This is a genomic window from Massilia sp. Root335, assembly GCF_001425685.1.
Classification (GTDB): Bacteria; Pseudomonadota; Gammaproteobacteria; order Burkholderiales; family Burkholderiaceae_D; genus Telluria; species Telluria luteola.
On record NZ_LMCY01000012.1, the window covers coordinates 150681 to 172204 of the forward strand.

The 21524-nt window shown below is 66.9% G+C and carries 15 protein-coding genes; 2 read left to right on the forward strand and 13 right to left on the reverse strand.

The annotated features are described in order from the left end of the window. Window positions 1–52: 52 nt before the first annotated feature. The 6 genes from ASC93_RS09625 to ASC93_RS09650 form a co-directional block, all read right to left on the reverse strand. Entirely contained in the window at window positions 53–1156 is a 1104-nt protein-coding gene (locus ASC93_RS09625) for a glycine zipper 2TM domain-containing protein (protein ID WP_082547896.1), read from the reverse strand. A 68-nt stretch (window positions 1157–1224) separates the two neighbouring features. Then, window positions 1225–1884 (reverse strand): ligase-associated DNA damage response endonuclease PdeM, encoded by a 660-nt coding sequence (gene pdeM / locus ASC93_RS09630; protein ID WP_056440494.1) that lies wholly within the window; start codon window positions 1882–1884, stop codon window positions 1225–1227. After that, on the reverse strand, window positions 1881–4403 hold the full coding sequence (locus ASC93_RS09635; protein WP_056440496.1) for a ligase-associated DNA damage response DEXH box helicase: 2523 nt from the start codon (window positions 4401–4403) through the stop codon (window positions 1881–1883). The genes pdeM and ASC93_RS09635 overlap by 4 nt, the downstream gene beginning before the upstream one ends. Next, entirely contained in the window at window positions 4400–6031 is a 1632-nt protein-coding gene (locus ASC93_RS09640) for an ATP-dependent DNA ligase (protein ID WP_056440499.1), read from the reverse strand. The genes ASC93_RS09635 and ASC93_RS09640 overlap by 4 nt, the downstream gene beginning before the upstream one ends. Continuing rightward, on the reverse strand, window positions 6024–7073 hold the full coding sequence (locus ASC93_RS09645) for a ligase-associated DNA damage response exonuclease (protein ID WP_056440501.1): 1050 nt from the start codon (window positions 7071–7073) through the stop codon (window positions 6024–6026). Before ASC93_RS09645 ends, ASC93_RS09640 begins: the two co-directional genes overlap by 8 nt. 19 nt (window positions 7074–7092) lie before the next feature. Continuing rightward, on the reverse strand, window positions 7093–8805 hold the full coding sequence (locus ASC93_RS09650) for an ATP-dependent DNA helicase RecQ (RefSeq protein ID WP_056440503.1): 1713 nt from the start codon (window positions 8803–8805) through the stop codon (window positions 7093–7095). A gap of 556 nt (window positions 8806–9361) precedes the next feature. Here ASC93_RS09650 and ASC93_RS09655 point away from each other — a divergent pair. Next, complete coding sequence (locus ASC93_RS09655; RefSeq protein ID WP_056440505.1) at window positions 9362–9763, forward strand: response regulator; 402 nt, start codon at window positions 9362–9364, stop codon at window positions 9761–9763. Window positions 9764–10377: 614 nt separating this feature from the next. Beyond that, window positions 10378–11616: a glycoside hydrolase family 30 beta sandwich domain-containing protein gene (locus tag ASC93_RS09660; RefSeq protein WP_056440576.1), complete on the forward strand. Its 1239-nt coding sequence runs from the start codon at window positions 10378–10380 to the stop codon at window positions 11614–11616. 303 nt (window positions 11617–11919) lie between these two features. On the opposite strand, the gene ASC93_RS09665 is transcribed toward ASC93_RS09660, so the two are convergent. The 7 genes from ASC93_RS09665 to ASC93_RS09695 form a co-directional block, all read right to left on the reverse strand. Continuing rightward, window positions 11920–12768: an alpha/beta fold hydrolase gene (locus ASC93_RS09665; protein WP_056440507.1), complete on the reverse strand. Its 849-nt coding sequence runs from the start codon at window positions 12766–12768 to the stop codon at window positions 11920–11922. 60 nt (window positions 12769–12828) lie between these two features. Further along, window positions 12829–14406: an alkyl hydroperoxide reductase subunit F gene (gene ahpF / locus ASC93_RS09670; protein ID WP_056440509.1), complete on the reverse strand. Its 1578-nt coding sequence runs from the start codon at window positions 14404–14406 to the stop codon at window positions 12829–12831. Between the two features lie 247 nt (window positions 14407–14653). Next, window positions 14654–15217 (reverse strand): alkyl hydroperoxide reductase subunit C, encoded by a 564-nt coding sequence (ahpC, locus tag ASC93_RS09675; RefSeq protein ID WP_056440511.1) that lies wholly within the window; start codon window positions 15215–15217, stop codon window positions 14654–14656. 146 nt (window positions 15218–15363) lie between these two features. Next, window positions 15364–16584, reverse strand: coding sequence for a hybrid sensor histidine kinase/response regulator (locus tag ASC93_RS09680; RefSeq protein ID WP_056440513.1), 1221 nt, complete (start codon window positions 16582–16584; stop codon window positions 15364–15366). Continuing rightward, window positions 16581–17195: a chemotaxis protein CheB gene (locus tag ASC93_RS09685; RefSeq protein ID WP_056440514.1), complete on the reverse strand. Its 615-nt coding sequence runs from the start codon at window positions 17193–17195 to the stop codon at window positions 16581–16583. Before ASC93_RS09685 ends, ASC93_RS09680 begins: the two co-directional genes overlap by 4 nt. Then, window positions 17192–18022, reverse strand: coding sequence for a protein-glutamate O-methyltransferase CheR (locus ASC93_RS09690; protein ID WP_056440578.1), 831 nt, complete (start codon window positions 18020–18022; stop codon window positions 17192–17194). Before ASC93_RS09690 ends, ASC93_RS09685 begins: the two co-directional genes overlap by 4 nt. Window positions 18023–18030: 8 nt before the next feature. Beyond that, window positions 18031–21492 carry a response regulator gene (locus tag ASC93_RS09695; RefSeq protein ID WP_056440516.1) on the reverse strand — a complete coding sequence of 1154 codons (3462 nt, stop codon included), beginning with the start codon at window positions 21490–21492 and terminating at the stop codon, window positions 18031–18033. Between the last annotated feature and the right edge of the window lie 32 nt (window positions 21493–21524).

The following is a 21524-nucleotide window of genomic DNA, read 5'->3' on the forward strand; positions in this document are numbered from 1 at the left end:
GATAAAAGCCGGTTCCGCGCGGAAGCCGGCTTTCTGCTTTTTGCGCCGCCGCTCAATCGCGGATCAGCACGCCATCGTTGACCTTCACCCGATCGCCGACGCGGAAGCCGGGATTGTTTTCGTATGGGATGGTCTGCGTGGCACCGTTCGGATAGCGTACGACGACTTCGTAGCGCTGGCCCGCATGGGCATTGCGCTCGATCTCGCGGCCCGCGAGCGCACCGCCCACGGCGCCGGCGACGGTGGCCGCCGTGCGTCCGCTGCCGCTGCCGACCTGGTTGCCCAGCAGCCCGCCCACGACGGCGCCTGCACCCGTGCCCAGGTAGCTGCCGTCGCCGCTGACCTGCACGACGTTGACGGCTTCCACCGTCGCGCAATTCGTGCAGTAGCGCGCCACGCGCGGCTGGCTGTTCGGGTTGATGCCCTGGCCATTGCCGCCCGCCATCAGCGGTTGGCCGAGCGTGGCGACCGAGTACCGGCCGTTGGCGCGGATCGTGGCCGTGACCGGGGCGTCCGGCGCGATATGGTCGTTGCGGCGGATCGTGTACAGGCCGCTGTATTCGCCCGGCCGCACTTCCGGCAGGAAGAAAATGCCGCGCGTGCCGGCGATCTGCACCTCGACCTTGGCGCCCGGCGTGCCGCGCACGGTGAATTTCAGCTCGTTGCCCGGCCCCAGGTCGTCGCTGCCGCGCACGTCGAAGCGGTCGACGTGCGGCATGTTGGACGCGGTACGGTCATTCCGGTCGTCATCGCGCCCCGGACCGCGCACGATCGATTCCGCCAGCAGCCGGGTCGTGACCATATTGTTCACGCGCAGATTGGCGGTGACGGCGCTGCCGGGATTGATGCGGTCGTGCGTGCCGATCGTGTACGTGCCCTGGTAGGTGCCGGGGGACGTTTCCGTCATCGTCAGGTTGCGCGTGGCGCCGTCGATGCGCAAGGTGGCGTAGCCGCCCGGCGTACCGTACAGGTCGAAGTTCAATTCGGTGCCCGGTTCCAGGCGCCGCACTTCGTCCACGTTGAAACCCTCGATGCGCGGGGCCAGGCGCTGCGCGCGCGGGTGCTCCTGCGCCTGTGCGGGCGTCGTAACGGTCATCGTGAGCAGGGGCAGTGCGGCCACGACGGCCGCGGCCAGTGTCTGACGGGTTGTTGCCATGGAATCCTCCGACGCGTCTTGTTGTCGATACGGCCAGCTTACGCCGCGGCCCCGTCGGGCTCGGTGCGTTAGCGTACGCTGTGCACGGCTTCCCCGGAGGTAACGAAGATGCGGTCGCCCTCGTCCGGACGCACGGTGTGTCCGCCGGTAAAAGATCCGAATGAAGGCAGGATCATCCGACGCGCCCCCACGACGAAACACGGCAGGCGCAGCGCGTCGAAACGTGTCGCCAAGACATAAACTGGGTGCACGTGGCCGGCCAGCACATACCCGGGCGCCTCCACGTCCGGGTGGTGGCAAAAGGAAAACGGCCCAACCGTGTACGGTTCGTCGACGAGGTCGATGCCGAGCACGGCGGCCGGATCGCCCGCATGCCTGTCGTGGTTGCCCCGCACGAGCGTCAGGATGAGGTCGCAGCGCCGCCGGCGCCAGGCGAGCATCGCGGCCTGCGTGCCGGCCGCGTGGGCCGCGCGCGCGTGCAGGAAGTCGCCCAGGAACAGCACGTGATTCGCGCCGGTCGCATCGATCACGGCGTCCAGGGCATCGAGGTTTTCGCTCGTCGTCCCGCGCGGCACGGGGATGCCGAACGAGCGGAACGCGGCCGCCTTGCCGAAGTGGATGTCGGCAATGGCCAGCAGCGATTCGCGCGCCCAGTACACGGCCTTTTGCGGCAGCAGCACCAGCCGCTCGCCGCCCACGGCGATGGTCGCGCTGCCGGCGACGGTCATGCCTCGGCCGCCTTTTCCAGCTCGCGCACCATGCGCGCGACGCGGTCCGCCAGCTTTTCCGTGCTGACCTTTTCGCGGAAGCGCTCGACCATCAGCGGAAAGCCGAACGGCGTGGCGCGCTTGACTTCGCGGAAGGCGACGCGGCGCGCGTGCAGTTCGACGAGCGTGTCGCGCAGGCGCGTGAGTTCCAGTTCCTGCTCCAGCACTTCGCGCTCGGCCTGCGTGAGCAGCAGGTTGCCGCTGTCGTGCTTGCGGAAGACCTCGAAGAACAGCGACGACGACGCCTGCACCTGGCGCAGCGATTTCGGCTGGCCCGGATAACCCTGGAACACCAGCCCCGCGATGCGCGCCACTTCGCGGAAGCGCTGCTGCGACAGCTGCGTCGCGTTCAGGCTGTCCAGCACATCCTCGAGCAGGTGCGACGTGTCGAACAGGCCCACGTCGGCGCCCCGCATTTCCTCATCCCTGGCGGCGAACACGGTCGCCCAGTCGACCGCCTCGGGCGCCAGCAGCTCGAACCCGTAGTCGTTGATGGCGATGGAAAACGTGCTGGGCATGACGCGCCCCACGCGGAACGCGAACAGCGATGCGAGCCCGGTGTGCACGGCGCGGCCGGCGAACGGATAGACGAACAGGTGATAGCCCTCGCGGCTCTTCATGCTTTCCACGACCAGCACGTCGCTGCCGGGCAGCGCCGACCAGCGCGCCTGGATCTCCAGCAGCGGCTGCAACGCCCGCATCTCCGGCCCGTCGAACACGCCCGCACTGGCCAGCTTCAACTCGTCCAGCGCCGCGTGCGCGAGCTCGGACGACAGCGGCATCTTGGTGCCCTGCCAGCGGCTGACGGCGCCGCGCGTCGAATCCGAGCGCTTCACGAATGCCGTCATCTCGTGCACGCGCACGAGTTCCAGGATGCGGCCCGAGAACAGGAAGCGGTCGCCCGGCTTCATGCGCCCGATGAACGATTCCTCCACGCTGCCGATGCGGCCGCCGCTCACGTACTTCACCTGCATCTGCGCGTCGGAGACGATGGTGCCGATGCCCATGCGGTGGCGCCGGCCGATCTTCGCGTCGGGCACGCGGTAGACGCCCTCCTCGTCCGGCAGCACGCGCTGGTATTCCGGATACACCGTCAGGCTCTGGCCGCCGCGCGCGACGAAATCGAGCGCCCACTGCCATTCTTCCGGCGTCAGGTGCCGGTACGACCACGCGCTTTTGACTTCCTCGTACAGGTCGTCGGCGCGGAAGCCGCCGCCCAGCGCGACGGTGACGAGGTGCTGCACGAGCACGTCGAACGGCTTGTTCGGCACCTGCCGCGCCTCGATGCGGCGCGTGGCGACGGCCCGCTTGGCGCCGGCCGCCTCCAGCAATTCCAGGCTGTTGGTGGGCACGAGCGTCACGCGCGAGATGCGTCCCGGCGCGTGGCCGCTGCGGCCCGCCCGCTGCAGCAGGCGCGCGATGCCCTTGGCGCTGCCGACCTGCAGCACGCGCTCGACGGGCAGGAAATCCACGCCGAGGTCCAGGCTCGCCGTGCACACGACGGCCTTCAGGTCGCCGCGCTTGAGACCCGTCTCGACCCATTCGCGCACCTCGCGGTCGAGCGAGCCGTGATGCAGCGCGACGAGGCCGGCCCAGTCGGGACGCGCCTCGATCAGGTTCTGGTACCACAGCTCCGACTGCGAGCGCGTGTTCGTGAACACCAGCGTCGCCGCGTGGCTGTCGATCTCCCTGACGACCTGCGGCAGCATCTGCAGGCCGAGGTGGCCTGCCCACGGAAAGCGCGCGACGCTATCCGGCACGAGGCAATCGACGACGATCTGCTTTTTCAGGTCGCCCTCGACGAGCACCCCGCCGTCCGGATCGCCCAGCAGCACGGCGCGCGCATCAAGCAGGTTGCCCATCGTGGCCGACAGGCCCCACACGACGAGTCCCGGATTCCAGCGCCGCAGCCGCGCCAGCGCAAGCTGCACCTGCACGCCGCGCTTGCTGCCCATCAGCTCATGCCACTCGTCGATGACGATCATGTCGAGGTGCTTGAACTGGTCGCGCGCGGCCGCGTGCGACAGCAGCAGCGACAGGCTTTCCGGCGTCGTGATCAACACGCCGGGCAGCGCTTTCGACTGGCGCGCGCGTTCGGCCGCGCCGGTGTCGCCCGTGCGTGCGCCGATGCTCCACGTGCCGATGACGTCCGGGCTCGCGGCGCCCAGTTCGGCCGCCGACACTTCCAGCGAGCGCTGCGTGTCCGCCGCGAGCGCGCGCATCGGCGTGATCCACAGCACGCGCAGGCCTGTGCGTTGGATCGTGCCGGCGCGGCGGGTGCCGCTTTTTCCCAGTTTTGCGCCGCGCAGCAGCGCCGCGAACCACACGGCATAGGTCTTGCCCGCGCCCGTGTTCGCGTGCAGCAGCCCCGACTCGCCGGCCAGCGCGGCCTTCCACACGGCGCGCTGGAACGGAAAGATTTTCCAGCCGCGCGCGGCGAACCACGCGTCGACGGCCGCTTCCGCCTGCGTCTTGCTCATGGCGTGACGGCTCCCAGCAAACCCTTCAAGGTATCGAGCGTATCGGCCTGCTCGACCGTCTTGTCGTCGCGCCGCCGCAGGATGCGCGGGAAGCGCACGGCGATGCCGGCCTTGTGGCGCGTGGACAGCGCGATGCCCTCGAAGCCGATCTCGAACACCAGCGTCGGCCGCACCGAGCGCACGGGTCCGAATTTTTCCACCGTCGTCTTGCGGATGATGTTGTCGACCTGCGCGATCTCCGCATCCGTCAGGCCGGAATACGCCTTCGCGAACGGGACGAGCCTGCGCGCGTCGCCCTCGCCGTCCCACACGGCGAACGTGTAATCCGTGTACAGCGACGCGCGCCGGCCGCTGCCGGCCTGCGCATAGATCAGCACCGCGTCGATGGCGTACGGGTCGATCTTCCATTTCCACCACGTACCCACGTCCTTCGTGCGGCCCACGCCGTACTGCGCATCCTTCGCCTTGAGCATCATGCCCTCGACGCCGCGCGCCCGCGATTCCGCGCGCAGCTTGCCCAGGTCGTCCCAGCTGTCGGCCGTCACCAGCGGCGAGATGCGCAGCTGCGCCTGCGCGGCGCCGGTGACGAGCGTCTCCAGCAGCGCGCGCCGTTCGTGCTGGGGCAGCGCGCGCGTGTCGACGCCGTCCAGTTCCAGCACGTCGTACGCGAGCAGCACGGCCGGCAGCTCGGCCAGCAGTTTGGCGGACGAGGTCTTGCGGCCGATGCGCTTCTGCAGGTCGGCGAACGGCGCGGGCGCGTCGCCCCGGGTCCAGATCAGCACCTCGCCGTCGACGACCGTCCCTTCCGGCAGGATGAGGCCCGCCAGTTCGGGAAAGCGGTCGGTGATGAGGTCCTCGCCGCGCGACCACAGGTAGTTCTGGCCGCCGCGCCGCACGAGCTGGGCGCGGATGCCGTCGTACTTCCATTCGACCTGCCAATCCCCCATGTCGCCGAGTGCCGCAGGGTCGCCCTGCAACTGGTGCGCGAGAAAAAAGGGATACGGCTGGCCGCCGCGCAGCTTGTGCTCGTCGTCGCTCTGCGCCGCGATCAGTTGCAGGAAGCCGGCCGCCGTCGGCTTCACGCGGCCGTCCGTCCAGCCCATCAGGCGCTGCGCGATCAGTTTCGAATCGACCGCGGCGATCGACGCCAGCGCGCGCGTGACGAGCAGTTTCGATACGCCGACGCGAAAGCCGCCGCCGATCAGCTTCACGAACAGGAAGCGTTCGCGCCACGTCAATTCGTCCCAGTACGAGAACAGCGCCGCGCGGATCGTGCCCGGGTCGGCGCCGCGCAAGGGGCCGATGCGCTCTTCCATCCAGACGGCGAGTCCGATGTCGCTGTGCCGCGTCGGCGGCGGCAGGATGTGGGCGATGGTCTCGGCCGTGTCGCCCACGGCGGCGTACGATTCGTCGAACAGCCAGTCGTCCAGGCCCGCATACTCGATCGCGTACTGGCGCAGGAGCTTGCTCGGCACGGCCTGGCGCGGCTTGCCGCCGGCGAGGAAGTACACGGCCCACGCGGCATTTTCCGGCGCGGCGCTGGCGAAGTAATTCTGCATTGCCTCCAGCTTGCGGTTGGTGGCCGTGGTTTCGTCGAGGTCGGCGTACAGGCGGGCGAATTCACGCATCCTTCGCCTCCTCCGCCGGCGCCTGCGGCTCCCCGGGCGTGGCGCCGACGGCTTCGTCGTCTTCCTCGCCGTACTCCGTGTCGAACGCTTTCGCATCGAGCCCGATCTGGCACAGCCAGCGCACCATCACGGGAATCGACCCGTGCGTGACGATGACCTGCTGCGCGCCGGTGGCGTGGATCGCGTCCAGCAGGCCGGGCCAGTCGGCGTGGTCGGACAGCACGAAGCCGCGGTCGACGCCGCGCCGCCGGCGTGCGCCGCGCAGCAGCATCCAGCCGCTGGCGAAGGCGTCGCCGTAGTCGCCGAAGCGGCGGGTCCACGGCGAGCCGGACGCCGACGGCGGCGCCAGCACGAGCGCGTTCTTCAGGTCCGCCTTGTCCGTCTCGCTGACGAGCTGCGTGTGCGGCAGCGCCACGCCGCCCTCGCGGTAGATCCGGTTCAGCGGCTCGACGGCGCCGTGGCAGACGATCGGACCGATCGAGGGATCGAGGCCGCAGAGCAGGCGCTGCGCCTTGCCGAACGCATAGGCGTACAGGATGCTCGTGCGGCCCTCGCCCGCATTGCGGCGCCACCAGCGGTTGATCTCGTCGAACACGTCCTGCTGCGGGTCCCAGCGGTAGATCGGCAGGCCGAACGTGGATTCCGTGATGAAGGTATGGCAGCGCACGGCTTCGAACGGCGCGCAGGTGGCGTCCGGCTCGACCTTGTAGTCGCCCGACGCCACCCAGATCTCGCCTTCGTACTCCATCCGGACCTGGGCGGAGCCGAGGACGTGGCCGGCCGGATGCAGCGAGATCGTCACGCCGTTGTGAACGACGCGCTCGCCGTAGCCGATGCCGTCGATGTTGATGTCCTGGCCGAGCCGCGACCTGAGGATGCCGATACTTTGCACCGACGCCAGGTAGTGCTTGTGGCCCCAGCGCGCATGGTCGCCGTGCGCATGGGTGATGACGGCCCGGTCGACCGGCCGCCACGGGTCGATGTAGAACTGGCCCGGCACACAGTACAGCCCTTCCTTGCGTACGACGACCATGTCTCCCATGCGGTTGGCGTCCTCCCCGTCAGGCCGGGCTGACGAAACCGGCGACGAAGGCGCGCTGCTCGCCGTCCGGGAATGCGATGTTGACCTGGTCCCCGGCCACGGACAGCACGATGCCGTCGCCATATTTGGGCACCGTCACGCGCGCGCCCGCGTCGAACGCGGGCGCGGGCGGCGCGTCGCTGTCCGGCTCGCGGTCGAATTCGTCGTCGCGGATGTCGATGTCGTCGAGCAGCACGGCGGCCGGCGGATTCAGGCAGTTGTCGCAGCGGCAGCACTTCTCGAAGCCTTCGACCTCGTCGCCGAAATAGTCGAGCAGCAGCTTCCAGCGGCAGAAGCCGCTGACGGCATACGACACCATCTGCTCCAGCGCTTCCTTGTCGCGCTCCTGCTTCTGGCGGTAGATCTCGGCCAGCGCCGCGAACACCTTGTCGGCCGGTTCCGCGCTGCCGAGGGCATACGCGAGCTTGCGGTTCTGGCGCAGCAGCTTCGCATCCTTCAACAGCTTCAGGCAGACTTTCACGTGCGGCCCGGCGAGGTCGCCCGTGACGTCGCCGACCCGGTCCGGCGTGGCCGCCTCGTTCTCGGCCAGTACGCGCACGGCCTCGTACACGGTGCGGATTTCGTCAGCCGTCGGGTAGTGCTTGACGAGGAAGAACTGCTGCACGCGCTTGTCGTCCTGCAGGAACAGCAGGGTGCAGCTGGCGTCCTGGCCGTCGCGGCCCGCGCGGCCGGATTCCTGGTAATAGGCTTCCAGGTTGGCCGGAATCTGCAGGTGGACGACGAAGCGCGTGTCCGGCTTGTCGATGCCCATGCCGAACGCGTTCGTCGCCACCATCACGCGCCGCTCGCCGCTCATGAACAGGTCCTGGTTCGCGCGCCGCTCGCTGGCTGCCAGCTTGCCGTGGTAGAGCGTGACGGATTCGCCGGCGTCCAGCAGCACCTGGTGCATCTCCTCGGCCGCCTTGACGGTGGCCGCGTAGACGATGCCCGTCCCTGCCGTCGCGCGCACGAGGCGCAGCGCCTCCTCCAGCTTTTCGGCGGGGTTCGTCACCTGCACGACGCCGTAGTGCAGGTTCGGCCGGTAGATGCCCGTGTTGATGACCTTCATGCGCGGGCGGTTCAGTTGCCGGCCGATGTCGTCGACGACGTCCTCCGTGGCCGTCGCCGTCAGCGCCAGCACGGGCGGGCTTCCCAGCGCGTCGATCGCGCCGGCCATCTCGAGGTAGGCCGGCCGGAAGTCGTGGCCCCATTGCGAGATGCAATGGGCTTCGTCGACGACGACGAGGGCGATGCACACCGGCTTGAGCACGTCGACGAAGTCCGGCATGGCGAGCCGCTCGGGCGTGCAGAACACGATCTCGCAGCGCCCCTCGGCGATCGCGGCCAGCGCCGTCCGCTCCTCCTCGGCCGACAGGCTGCTGTTGACCTGCGCGGCGCGGATGCCGAGTTCACCGAGCTTTTCCAGCTGGTCCTTCATCAGCGAGATCAGCGGCGAGACGACGACCGTCATGCCGCCCATGATGCGGGCGGGGATCTGGTAGCACAGCGATTTGCCGCTGCCGGTGGGCATGATCGCCAGCGTGTCCTTGCCGTCGAGGACGCTGTCGATGACGCGCTGCTGGCCGTCGCGCAGGTGTTCGATGCCGAACACGTCATGCAGCAGGCGCCGGATGGTGTTGCGGCGGACCGCGAGCACGCCGTTGTGGAGGAGTTTGGGGTCGTGGGTCGTCATGATGAACCCACTCTAAGCCTGAGCACGGCGACACGCCATAGGACGCAACCTACAGCCACCGTAGGAGCGCTACGACGAGCTACCACAACCGCTCATACAGTGTCACGAGGCTTATTCCTACAGCACGACGGATTGCCAGCCGATAGTTTCCATGAAGCATACGACCTACCATGATATCAACACGACAGCATTCCGCACTCCCGGAGGTTCATCATGACCCGCATGTTCCCGACAGCCTGGACCGCAGCCTTCATCGCCCTCACGAGCACGGCGACGTGGCTGCTGTGCGCAACCGACGCACTGGGCGGCGTGCCGCCGCTGTTCTTTCACTGACGATGCAGCACCGTACCGCTGTGCCGGCCATGTGCCGGCGTACCCGCGTTTCGCTCTCCGCCTGAACCGCGTGCGGCCCGCTGGGGCTGCCCGCGCGCGTCCGCTGCACCGTCCACCGCATGACCCGCCGCAGCGCACCCGCCGCGGCTTGACATATTTGTTACAAATTAGCAGTTGAACAACACGAAGAAGGCCGCCATACCTGTGGCAGGAGGACTCATCCATGAAGTACGCTCTGTTATACGACGATGACGCGGCCGCGCGCCGCCACAGCGCCACCCTGCTCAAGTCGCTCGGCTACGCGGTTGCCGAGGCGGCGACGGCCCAGGCGGCGCTGAACGCCACACGGGCGCTGCACTTCGATGTGATCCTCACTGCGAGCGCGCACGCCGACGGCGAGCGGCGCGCGCTGCCGGGCGAGCTGTCGCGCCTGGCGCCCGACACGCCCACGATCCTCCTGCTGGACGACGACGAACCGTTCCCCCCGCTGTACGCCGCGTTCAGCGCCACCGTCACCAAACCGGTCACGGTGCGTGCCCTGCGCCATGCGCTGGAGTTCGGGCTGGACGGCCTGGGCGCCCGGCCCGTGCCGCCCGCAGTCCGGTACGAGCGGCGCGTGGGCTAGGCGCCCGTCCGCCACCGCCCGCCCATCCCGCATAAATACATTAAGTGAATTGTAGACAACACTCTTTGGTTTGATCGGCGGCTTGCGCCGGCATAAGATATTTGCAACAAAAACTGTTATCGCAAACATTAAGTATTAAAATAACAGTTAAAAACATGACGCCGCTTTCCCTGTCGTCCGCATGCTTCTTTTCTTCATCGTCGAGCCTGATGTTCCCGATAACATCCGGGCCTCGCGCGCACGCCGGATCGCGCAGCAAAACAAGACAAATAATCGGAGGAGATATGCTGCAGGTATATTCGAAGACCGTTATCCCACGACGTCGACAGGGCCCGATCCGCATCGCGCGCGGCCCGCAACGCTGATCCGGCAACAACGCAATCGCACAATTTGATGGTCGTGCCTGGCCTCCCGGCCAGGTGCCGCCTTCGCTCGCCCGTGCGATCGCCAGAACTCTCCTGAACCCGCAATCGGGCTTTCCCGCCCGGTGCCCCGGTACGGCCGGACAGCGCATTGCTGCCGGCATGCAGTCACGCGGTTTGCAGCAAGCAGCAGTGGACTCCGGGGCCGCCTGTGCGCGCCTCGGGCATTCAACCCGAACCATGGAGATGTTCATGACCAACGCTTTATCGCGCGCCACCCGGCGCGCCGCATCGGCTTCCCTCCTCGCTGGCGCACTCGCCGCCCTGGCGACCTGCGCATCGGCGCAGACCGTCGCCATCAACCCGGGCACGACCTACCAGACCGTGCGTGGATTCGGCGGCTTCAGCGGGGCCGGCTGGGCGGCCGAACTGACCAGCGCCCAGGTCGACGCCGCGTTCGGCACCGCCACGGGCCAGATCGGCCTGTCCATCATGCGCATCCGAATCGATCCCGATTCCAGCAAGTGGTCGACCCAGCTCGCGTCAGCGCAACTGGCCAAGGCCAAAGGCGCGCTCCTGTTCGCCACGCCATGGTCGCCGCCGGCGAGCATGAAGACCAACAACAGCGTCATCTCGGGGCGCCTGGCGTCGAGCCACTATGCGGATTACGCGACCCACCTGCTGAATTTCGCGAGCACCATGCAGGCGGGCGGCGCCGCCCTCTACGGCTTTTCGATCCAGAACGAACCGGATTACGATCCGGGCACCTACGAAAGCTGCCTGTGGAATTCGACCGAATTCATCAACTTCCTGGCCGGCCAGGGATCGCGTTTCGGCAGCTACAAGGTGATGGCGCCCGAGTCCTTCAACTTCAGCAAGACGCTGACGGACCCGATCCTCAACAGCGCGACGGCCGCACCGCAGTTCGACATCGTTGCCGGCCATCTGTACGGCGTCAGTCCGAGCGATTATCCGCTGGCGCGTTCCAAGGGCAAGGAGTTGTGGATGACCGAGCACTACACGGACAGCACGTCCGACGCCAACGACTGGTCGAAGGCGCTGCCGGTGGCGCTGGAACTGCACAACAGCATGGTGTCGAACTACAGCGCCTACGTGTGGTGGTACATCCGCCGCAGTTACGGCCTGCTGACGGAGGACGGCAAGGTGAGCAAGCGCGGCTACATCATGTCGCAGTTCGCGAAATACGTCCGCCCCGGCGCCACGCGCATCGCCGCGACGGAAAAGCCGTACAGCGACGTCTACGTCACGGCGTTCAAGACCAGCGCCGGAAAACTGGTCGTCGTGGCGATCAACAACGGCACGTCCCAGCGCCAGTTGCAGCTGCAGGCGGGCAGCGCGGCCACGAGCTTCACGAAGTACCGCACCACCTCGGCCGACAACGACGGCTACGCGGGCCAGTACACGGTCACGGGCGGCGTGGCGACCGCGTACATCGATCCCGGCAGCGTCAACACATTCGTCGGCCAGTGACCGCCCCGACGACAATTCATGACGAGAAGAGAACGGCATGTTGAAAAGCTGTCCGGCACGATCGGGAGGGTCCCTGCTGGGCGCGGCGCTCACGGTGCTCACGGTGCTCGCGGTGCCCGGGCCATGGCCCGGACGGTCGCCATTGACCCGGGCACGACCTACCGGGTGATCCGCGGGTTCGCGGGCATAACGGGGCCGGCTGGATTGCCGACCTGACGGCCATGCTGGCGAAGGCGAAAGGCGTCACGCTGTTCGCCGCTGGCCTGATGCTGGTGGCGCTGGGCCTGCGGCGGCGGCGCGGCGTCAGGCGGCGATGAACCGGCGCAGCCGCGCGAACGCCGCATCGGGCGCGTCGCGCCACACCCCGTGGCCGCAGCCGTCGAAGCGGGCGAACTCGACGAGATGCGGCGGCAGCGCGGCGACCGTATCGAGCGCGTCGTCGAGCGTGCAGACCGGATCGAGCTCGCCCGCCAGCACGAGCACCGGGCACCGCGCGTGCGCCAGGCCCGGCAGCAGGTCGAACGTCTGCTGCTCGCCGCCGGCCCAGGTGAACAGGATCTCGGGATTGAAAATGGCGCGCCGCGCGGCGTCCTTGCTCGTGGCCGGCGTCGCCGAATACAGCGGCTTGCATGCCTCGAGGTAGGGAGCGTACGTTGCCGCGCCGGGCGCCGTCCAGAACCGCTCGGCGGCGGCGCGCGCGGCCGGGCCGCCGAGGCGCTCGAACATCGCGAGCTTGCGCGCCAGCCCGAGCCGGGACGACGTGCTCGACAGGACGACCTTGGCCGGATGGTGCGGATGCCGCGCCAGGTAGCGCTGCGCGACGAAGCCGCCGAACGACTGGCCGAGCACGATCGGCTTCTCGACGCCGAGCGCATCGCACAGGCGCACCACGTCGTCGGCGAAGGTGTCGAGCGTCCACTCCTCGCGCGGACGCGCGTCGCTCCGGCCATGGCCGCGATGGTCGTAATACACGATCTGGGCGACGTCGGCCAGGCGCGAGAACGCGGGCTTGAAGCTCGCGTGATCGTAGCCCGGCCCGCCATGCAGCAGCACCAGCGTCGGCTTGGCGCGCATCGCCGGCCCGTCCGGCACCAGGCCGGCGCCTTCGATGTCGACGAACAGTCGCACACCGGGTTCGATAAGAATATTCACAAGGCAATATTCTACGCGGGCCTGGCACGATAGCCAAACCCGCCGGACCGCGGGCCCGCGTTACGCCGCTTCCACCGCCACCGGCATCCGGATCAGGTAATCGAACGCCGACAACGCCGCCTTCGCGCCATCGCCCGCCGCGATCACGATCTGCTTGAACGGCGTCGTGGTCGCATCGCCCGCCGCGAACACGCCCGGCACATTGGTGCGGCCGTGCGCATCCACGACGATCTCGCCGAAGCGCGACAGTTCCACCGTGCCCTTGAGGAACTCGGTGTTCGGCACGAGGCCGATCTGGACGAACACGCCGGCCAGCGGCACGAGGTGCTCCTCGCCGGAGAGGCGGTCCTTGAACTTGATTCCGTTCACTTTGCTGCCGTCGCCGGTGATTTCCGTCGTCTGCGCGTTCACGTGGATCGTCACGTTCTTCAGGCTCTCGACCTTGTTGACGAGCACCGCATCCGCCTTCAGCTGCGGCGCGAATTCGACCAGGGTCACGTGCTCGACGATGCCCGCGAGGTCGATCGCCGCTTCCACGCCCGAGTTGCCGCCGCCGATGACCGCGACGCGCTTGCCCTTGTACAGCGGGCCGTCGCAGTGCGGGCAATAGTTCACGCCGGCGTTCTTGTATTCCTGCTCGCCCGGCACGTTCACGTTCCTCCAGCGCGCACCCGTCGACAGGATCACGGTGCTCGACTTCAGCGAGCCGCCGTTCGCGAACTGCACTTCGACCAGTTCGCCCGGCGCGGCCGGCGGGATGATCTTCGCGGCCGCCTGCTGCGTCATGATGTCGACGCCGTAGTGGCGCACCTGGGCTTCCAGCGCGGCGGCGAATTTCGGGCCGTCCGTTTCCAGCACGGAGATGTAGTTCTCGATCGACATCGTGTCGTTCACCTGGCCGCCCATGCGTTCCGTCGCGATGCCGGTGCGGATGCCCTTGCGGGCCGCATACACGGCGGCCGCGGCGCCCGACGGGCCGCCGCCGACGATCAAGACGTCGTACGGGTCCTTCGCGTTCAGCTTCGCGGCGTCGCGGGCGCCGGCACCCTTGTCCAGCCTGGCGACGATCTCTTCGATCATCATGCGGCCCGAGCCGAACATCTCGCCGTTCAGGAACACCATCGGCACGGCCATCACCTTGCGCGCCTCGACTTCGGCCTGGAACGCGCCGCCTTCGATCACGGTCGTCTTCACGCGCGGGTTCAGGATCGCCATCAACGAGAGGGCCTGCACGACGTCCGGGCAGTTATGGCAGCTCAGCGACATGTACATCTCGAAGTCGTAGTCGCCGTCGAGCGCCTCGATGGCGGCGATCGTCTCGGCCTCGACTTTCGGCGGATGGCCGCCCGTCCACAGCAGCGCCAGCACCAGCGACGTGAATTCGTGGCCCAGCGGCAGGCCGGCGAAGCGCAGGCGCGTGTCGGTGCCGGCGCGCCGCAGGGTGAACGACGGCTTGCGCGCATCGTTGCCGTCGGTGCGCAGCGTGATCTTGTCGGCGCGCAGGCCCTGGATCGTCTGCAACAGGTCGAGTGTCTGTTTCGACGTATCGCTATCGTCGAGCGAGGCGACGATCTCGAACGGTTGCTGGACGCGTTGCAGGTAGCCGGCGAGTTGGTTTTTCAGGTCTTGTTCGAGCATGATCGTATCCTTTCGTTCAGTCGTGTTCAGGCCGATGCATCGCACACATGCGGACGCATCCATCCAATCTAAATAGTGAATCTGGAAGGCAGATCGACTAGCGAGATCGCCTGTCTTGCTGTGGCGGGCCCATTCCGGTTGGGCTCGTGGGGAGGGGGGCGGACACGAACCGCCCCTCGCGGTCCGTGCCTGGTACTACGGTGCTGCAGTATCGTAGGGTGGGCACCCTGTGCCCACCGCGCGTTACTTAGATCTTGCCGACCAGGTCCAGCGACGGCTTCAGCGTTTCGGCGCCTTCGGTCCACTTGGCCGGGCAGACTTCGCCCGGGTGCGACGCGACGTACTGGGCGGCCTTCACTTTGCGCATCAGTTCGGAAGCGTCGCGGCCGATGCCGTTGTCGTGCACTTCCATGACCTTGATCTGGCCTTCCGGATTGATCACGAAGGTGCCGCGCAGGGCCAGGCCTTCTTCTTCGATCATGACTTCGAAATTGCGCGACAGCAGGCCGGTCGGGTCGCCGATCAGCGGGTAGTTGACCTTCTTGATCGCTTCCGAGGTGTCATGCCATGCCTTGTGGGCGAAGTGGGTGTCGGTCGACACGCCGTAGACTTTCACGCCCATCTTGGCGAACTCCGGCTGGAAAGCAGCCAGGTCTTCCAGTTCGGTCGGGCAGACGAAAGTGAAGTCCGCCGGGTAGAACATCAGGACCGACCAGGTGCCCTTGAAGTCGGCTTCGGTCAGGTCGATGAACTTGCCTGCGTGGTAAGCGGTTGCTTTGAACGGCTTGATTTCGGTGTTGATGATGGACATGCAGTACTCCTCTTTCGGGGTTAAAAAAATGCTCAGGTGCGTACTATACCTTGCGCACCCGTTCATGTGAAATTGATTGAACAGATTCTATCAATTGATTTTAGCTATCGCCGGGTGGGCACAATGGTGCCCACCCAACGGAGATATCAGGCCGACGCCGCTGCCGCCGCCAGCTGGGCCATTTCCGTGCACGGCAAGGTGAGGCTGAAGCAAGCGCCCTGCCCCGGCACGCTCTCGACCGTCAGCTGGCCGCCATGCGACGCGGCCAGCTGGCGCGAGATGTACAGGCCGAGGCCGAGGCCCTTGGGCTCGCCGCTCTTGGCGCCGCGCTCGTAGGGCTCGAAGATGCGGTCGATGAAATCGGGCGCGATGCCCTTGCCGTGGTCGCGCACGGCGATGCGCACGTTGCAGCCTTCGTCGTGGACGCTGACCTCGACCGCACCGCCGCCGCCGTAGCGCAGCGCATTGGTCAGCAGGTTCACGACGACCTGCTCGATGCGGAATTCGTCCCAATAGCCTTCGACGGGATGATGCGGCGCGAGCACGACGTTGGCGCCGGCCGCCGCGGCCTGCAGCGACAGATCGTTGACGACGCGCTCCAGCAACGCGAGCAGCTCGACCTTGCCGGGCCGGATCGAGAGCGTGCCGCTCTTCATGCGCGAGACGTCCAGCATGTCGTCGATGAGGCGGATCATCGCCTTGATCTGGCGCTCGTCGCGCTTGATCATATTGCCCATCTGCTCGGGATTGAACGCCGGCAGGTTGCCGCGCTTGAGCTGCAGGCTGCGCATCTGCGTTTCCAGGAACAGCGTGTTGAGCGGCGTGCGCAGCTCGTGCGCGACGAGGGACATGAATTCGTCACGCATGCGCAGCGAGCGCTGCAGTTCGGCCTGCGTCGCGTTCAGTTCGCGCAGCAGCACTTCCTGGTCGCGCCGCGCCGCTTCCAGCGCCTCCATCTGGCGCTGCATCTCGCGCCGCTGCTGGTCGAGCGTGACGAAGACCTTGACCTTGCTGCGCACGGCGTCCGGGTCGAGCGGCTTGTACAGGAAGTCGACGGCGCCCGTCTCGTAGCCCTTGAATGCATAGTTCAGCTCGCGGCCGGCGGCGGACACGAACACGATCGGGATGTTGCGCGTGCGCGAGGTCGAACGCATCAGCTCGGCCAATTCGAAGCCGTCCATGCCCGGCATCTGCACGTCCAGGATGGCCAGCGCGAACTCGTGTTCGAGCATCAGCGACAGGGCTTCCTCGCCGGACTGGGCCTGGAACACCTGGCGCTGCTCGTCGCGGATCAGGGCGTCGAGGGCGCGCAGGTTTTCCGGCAGGTCGTCGACGATCAGCAGTTTGCTAGGGTCGTGTGCGCTCATGGTTCATTCGTCTCCAACATGGGCAACAGGGCGTGGATGCGCGCCAGCGGCAGGATCAGGTTCGGTGCGCAGCGGTGGATGGCGCTCACGGGCATCGTGGGAACGTGCGCGTCCGCCGGGTCCTGCACGACGGTGAAGCCGCCGCGGGCGCGGATGCGCGCCATGCCGTCGGCGCCGTCGTGGTTCGCGCCCGTGAGCAGGATGCCGGCCAGGGCGGGGCCGTAGACGTCCGCGCTGGATTCCATCAGCACGTCGATGGCCGGCCGCGCGAAGTGCACGGGCGGCTCGCAGCTGAGCGAGAAGGTGCGGTCGCGCTCGACGGACAGGTGGTAGCCGGCACCGGCAAAATACACGGTGCCGGGCGCGATCTCTTCCTTGTCGGCCGCTTCCTTCACGGGCATGGGCAGGCGTTCGTCGAACAGCTCGGCCAGCCGGCTGTCGCGGTTGCCCGGCACATGCAGGATACAGAACACGGACAGCGCAAAGCCGGCCGGCAATGCCGGCAGCAAGGCCACGAGGGCATCGACGCCGCCGGCCGAGCCGCCGATCACGACGGCCTCGAAGCGCCGGCCGCGCAGGCTGGCACGCAGCGCGTCGTCGGCAGGCGTCATGGCGCCACCTTGCGGAAGAGGCGCTCGCGCTTCGCGAGCGGCTCGAAACGCTGGGCATAGGTGGAAAAGTCGATGCTTTCCTTGCTGCCGAGGCCGAGGAAGCCGCGGTGGCACAGCGATTCGTGGAACAGGCCCAGCACCCGGTTCTGCAGGCGCCGGTTAAAGTAGATCATCACGTTGCGGCAGCTGATGAAATGCGTCTCGGCAAACACGCTGTCGGTCGCCAGGCTGTGATCCGCGAACGTGACGTTGTCGACCAGCGCGCGGTCGAACAGCGCGCCGCCATACGCCGCCGTGTAATAGTCGGAAAACGCGCGCGTGCCGCCCGCCTTCTGGTAATTCTCGGTGTACACGCGCATCTTATCCAGCGGCATCACGCCGCGCCGCGCCGCTTCCAGCGAATCCGGATTGATGTCGGTCGCGTACATTTGCGTGCGCTCCAGCAAGCCCTCCTCATGCAGCACGATCGCGAGCGAAACCACTTCCTCGCCCGTGCTGCAGCCGGCCACCCACACGTTCAGCGACGGGTACGTCTTCAGGAACGGCACGACCAGCCGGCGTATGGCCAGATAATAATCCGGGTCGCGGAACATTTCCGTTACAGGGATGGTCAAAAACTGCAGCAGCTGCGTGAACGCGGCCGGGTCGTGCATGACGCGCGCCTGCAAGGCCGAGATCGTATCGCACTCCATCGCACGCAGGGCGGCGAGGACGCGGCGTTTTTGCGACGCCCCCGTGTAATCGCGGAAATCGTAGTTGTACTTGAGGTAGACAGCTTCGATCAGCATCTGCAGCTCGATGTCGACGTCGCTCGCAGGATTGTGCATCGGTTTCTTCAAATGCGCTCCAGCGTCGGCATCCACACGCGCAGCAGCGAGTACAGCCGGGTCAGGTCGATCGGCTTGGCCAGGTAATCGTTGGCGCCCGCAGCCAGGCATTGTTCCTGGTCGTCCTTCATCGCCTTCGCCGTGATGGCGATGATGGGCAGGCGCGCGAAGCGCTTGTCCTGGCGGATGCGGCGGGTCGCTTCCAGCCCGTCCATGCCGGGCATCATGACGTCCATGAGGACCAGATCGATCGCTTCGTTATCGTCGAGCTTGGCAATGGCTTCGAAGCCGTTGCGGCCCACTTCCACCCTGGCGCCGCGTTGTTCCAGCGCACTGGTCAGCGCGAACACATTGCGCACGTCGTCGTCCACGAGGAGGATCGTGCGGCCTTCGAACACACGATCGCGCCCGCGCACCGTCTTGAGCATCGACTGGCGTTCCGACGACAGCTGCGATTCCACCTTGTGCAGGAACAGCGTGACCTCGTCCAGCAGGCGCTCCGGCGAACGCGCGCCCTTGATGATGATCGAGCGCGAATATTTCAGCAGTTCCGCTTCCTCGTCGCGGGTGAGGTTGCGGCCCGTGTACACGATGACGGGCGGGAACGAACACAGTTCTTCCAGAGACATCCGCTTGAGCAATTCATTGCCCTGCATATCGGGCAGCTTCAAGTCGATGATCATGCAGTCGAAAATCTGCGTGCGCAACAAATCCAGGGCTTCCGCGCCCGATCCGACGGCCGCGATCTCGACGTCGGCATCGGCGATCAGCTGCACGACGCTGTCGCGCTGGCGTTCGTCGTCCTCGACGAGCAGCACGCGCTTGATGGTCTGCGACGACTTGTCCTTGAGCTTGCGGAACACCTCCTCCAGCTGCTCGCGCGACGTCGGTTTCAGCGCGTAGCCGATCGCGCCCAGGTGCAGCGCCTCGCCGCCATTGTCCTGGCTGGACACGACGTGGACGGGGATGTGCCGCGTGGCCGGATTGTCCTTGAGCTGTTGCAGCACGGACAAGCCGGAGCGGTCGGGCAGGCGGATGTCGAGCAGGATCGCATCCGGGCCGTCGTTCACGGCCAGTTCCAGGCCTTCCTGCGCGGTCAGTGCGACGAGGCAGCGGAATTCCATGTCGTGCGCGAGGCCGTAAAGGATGCGCGCGAATTCCGGCTCGTCCTCGATCACGAGCACCGTGCGCACGCCGGCGGCGGGCTCGCGGCGGTCGTCGGCGAACGTCGGCGGCGTCTCCTGCGGCAGCGCGGCGTCCGGCGCGGGAACCGGTTCGGGCGCGGCCGCCTTCGGCTGGGCCGGCGCCGGCACGGGCGGCGTGGCCGCGACGGTGCCGTTACGCGGCAGGCACAGCGTGAACGTGCTGCCCTCGCCCGGCGCGCTCGTCAACGTCAGCGTGCCGCCCAGTAATGCCGTCAGGTCGCGCGAGATGGACAGCCCCAGCCCCGTGCCGCCATACTTGCGCGCGGTGGAACCGTCGGCCTGGTGGAAGGCGTCGAAGATCTTGTCCTGCTGCTCGGCTGCGATGCCGATGCCGGAATCCTGCACGGCGAACTGGATCCAGCCGTCCGTGCTCGCGCTCACGTGCAGGGTGACCTTGCCGGCATCCGTGAACTTGACGGCGTTCGACAGCAGGTTCTTGAGGATCTGCTCCAGCCGCTGGCGGTCCGTGTGGATGCTCATCGGCACGTCCGGCTCGACGCTCAGGTCGAACGTCAGGTGCTTCTGGCGCGCCAGCGGTTCGAACACGCGCGCCAGACCCTCGATGACGCGGCGCAGCGGCAAGTCTTCCGGCACGAGCTCAAGCTTGCCGGCCTCGACCTTGGAAATATCGAGGATGTCGTTGATCAGGTTGAGCAGATCGTTGCCGGCCGAATAGATCGTCTGGGCGAAACGCACCTGTTCTTCGTTCAGGTTGCCGTTGCCATTGTCCGCGAGCAGCTTGGCGAGGATCAGCGAACTGTTCAGCGGTGTGCGCAGTTCGTGCGACATGTTCGCGAGGAATTCGGACTTGTAGCGGCTGGCCCGTTCCAACTCCAGCGCCCGCTCGCGCAATTGCTCCTGGGCTTGCACCAGCGCCGTGTTCTTGTTGTCGAGGTTGGTGGCCTGCTCGGCCAGCTGTTCGTTCGTCTGCTCCAGCTCGGCCTGCTGGTTTTCCAGCGCCGACTGCGATTCTTCCAGCGCGCGCGACTGTTCTTCCAGTTCCTCGTTCGCCGTGCGCAGCTCTTCCTGCTGCACCTGCAATTCCTCGTTCAGCGCCTGCTGCTCTTCCAGCGCCGCCTGCAGGCGCTGGCGGTGCAGCACATTGGCGACGGCCGCGCCGATCGATGCCCCGACCGTTTCCATGAACTGGATGTCGCGCTCGCGCACGCCGTGCAGGAAGCCGATTTCGATGACGCCCTTGATCTTGCCGAAGTTCGACACCGGCGCGATCAAGAGTTCGCGCGGCGCCGTTTCGCCCAGCGCCGAGCCCACCTTGATGTAGTCCGGCGGCAGCTCGCGCAGCAGGACGACGCGGTTCTCGTTGGCGGCCTGGGCGGCCAGCGACTCGTTCGGCTGCAGGACGCGGGCTTGCTCCGTGTCCGCATGGGCGAAACCGTAGGCGCCGATGCGGGTCAGCGTGCCGTCCTCGCCGCGCACATACATCGCCGCCACGACGCCGTTCAGGTAGCGCGCCAGGTAGCCCAGCACGGCCTCGGCCAGCGGTTCCAGCGCGATGATGCCGGTCGTCTTCGCGCTCAGTTCGGTCAGGCCGATGCGCTGCCAGGCCTGCTGGCGCAGCTGGTCGTTATGGTCAGCCTCGTGTTGCAGGACATCGCGGTACGACGTGGACAGCGCCATCAGCTCGCGCCGGCCGAACAGCGCCAGCAGCCCGGCGACGACGAGGCTGAACGCGAGAAACGCGGCGACGGACCAGGCGATCACGGAGCGCGAGGACGCGTTGCGTTCCTGCAGCAGACGCTGTTCGACCAGGATGAAATCGAGGAACTCCTGCCTGACCTGGTCCGTCAGCACCTTGCCGCGGCCGCTCTTGATCGTGTCGATGAAGTCATTGTTCTTGCCGCGCCGCGCGATCATCTCTTCGGCAAAGGCCTGCCAATCCTTTTGCGCGGCGCGCACCCGTTCGATGCGCTCGGATTGCACGGGATTGTCGTCGACGAGACGCGCCAGATTCTTGAGTTCGCCTTCCATGCGCGGCTTGGCCGCGAGATAAGGCGTCAGGAAATCATCGTCGCCCGACAGCAAATAGCCGCGCATGCTCGCTTCCATGTCGGCGGACAGACGGCTGACGTCGTTGGCGCGGCCGATCACACGCTCGGAATGCTCGACCCAGCTCAGGACGTTGATGAGGTAGGCGATGAGACCGACGAACACCAGCGCGCTGAGGACGCCCATGCCGAGCGGCATGGCGACGTTGCGCGACAGGATGCGGCGGAATTGGTCACTATCGATGCTTGAACCGGCCATGCTGTCGTTATTGTTAAGAAAAAAATATCCCT

Coding starts and splice junctions, on each gene's coding strand:
- ahpC (WP_056440511.1), bottom strand. CDS start 15,217: ATGTCCATCATCAACACCGAAATCAAGCCGTTCAAAGCAACCGCTTAC.
- ASC93_RS09635 (WP_056440496.1), bottom strand. CDS start 4,403: ATGAGCAAGACGCAGGCGGAAGCGGCCGTCGACGCGTGGTTCGCCGCG.
- ASC93_RS09625 (WP_082547896.1), bottom strand. CDS start 1,156: ATGGCAACAACCCGTCAGACACTGGCCGCGGCCGTCGTGGCCGCACTG.
- ASC93_RS09695 (WP_056440516.1), bottom strand. CDS start 21,492: ATGGCCGGTTCAAGCATCGATAGTGACCAATTCCGCCGCATCCTGTCG.
- ahpF (WP_056440509.1), bottom strand. CDS start 14,406: ATGCTCGAACAAGACCTGAAAAACCAACTCGCCGGCTACCTGCAACGC.
- pdeM (WP_056440494.1), bottom strand. CDS start 1,884: ATGACCGTCGCCGGCAGCGCGACCATCGCCGTGGGCGGCGAGCGGCTG.
- ASC93_RS09645 (WP_056440501.1), bottom strand. CDS start 7,073: ATGGGAGACATGGTCGTCGTACGCAAGGAAGGGCTGTACTGTGTGCCG.
- ASC93_RS09690 (WP_056440578.1), bottom strand. CDS start 18,022: ATGCACAATCCTGCGAGCGACGTCGACATCGAGCTGCAGATGCTGATC.
- ASC93_RS09640 (WP_056440499.1), bottom strand. CDS start 6,031: ATGCGTGAATTCGCCCGCCTGTACGCCGACCTCGACGAAACCACGGCC.
- ASC93_RS09660 (WP_056440576.1), top strand. CDS start 10,378: ATGACCAACGCTTTATCGCGCGCCACCCGGCGCGCCGCATCGGCTTCC.
- ASC93_RS09650 (WP_056440503.1), bottom strand. CDS start 8,805: ATGACGACCCACGACCCCAAACTCCTCCACAACGGCGTGCTCGCGGTC.
- ASC93_RS09680 (WP_056440513.1), bottom strand. CDS start 16,584: ATGAGCGCACACGACCCTAGCAAACTGCTGATCGTCGACGACCTGCCG.
- ASC93_RS09655 (WP_056440505.1), top strand. CDS start 9,362: ATGAAGTACGCTCTGTTATACGACGATGACGCGGCCGCGCGCCGCCAC.
- ASC93_RS09685 (WP_056440514.1), bottom strand. CDS start 17,195: ATGACGCCTGCCGACGACGCGCTGCGTGCCAGCCTGCGCGGCCGGCGC.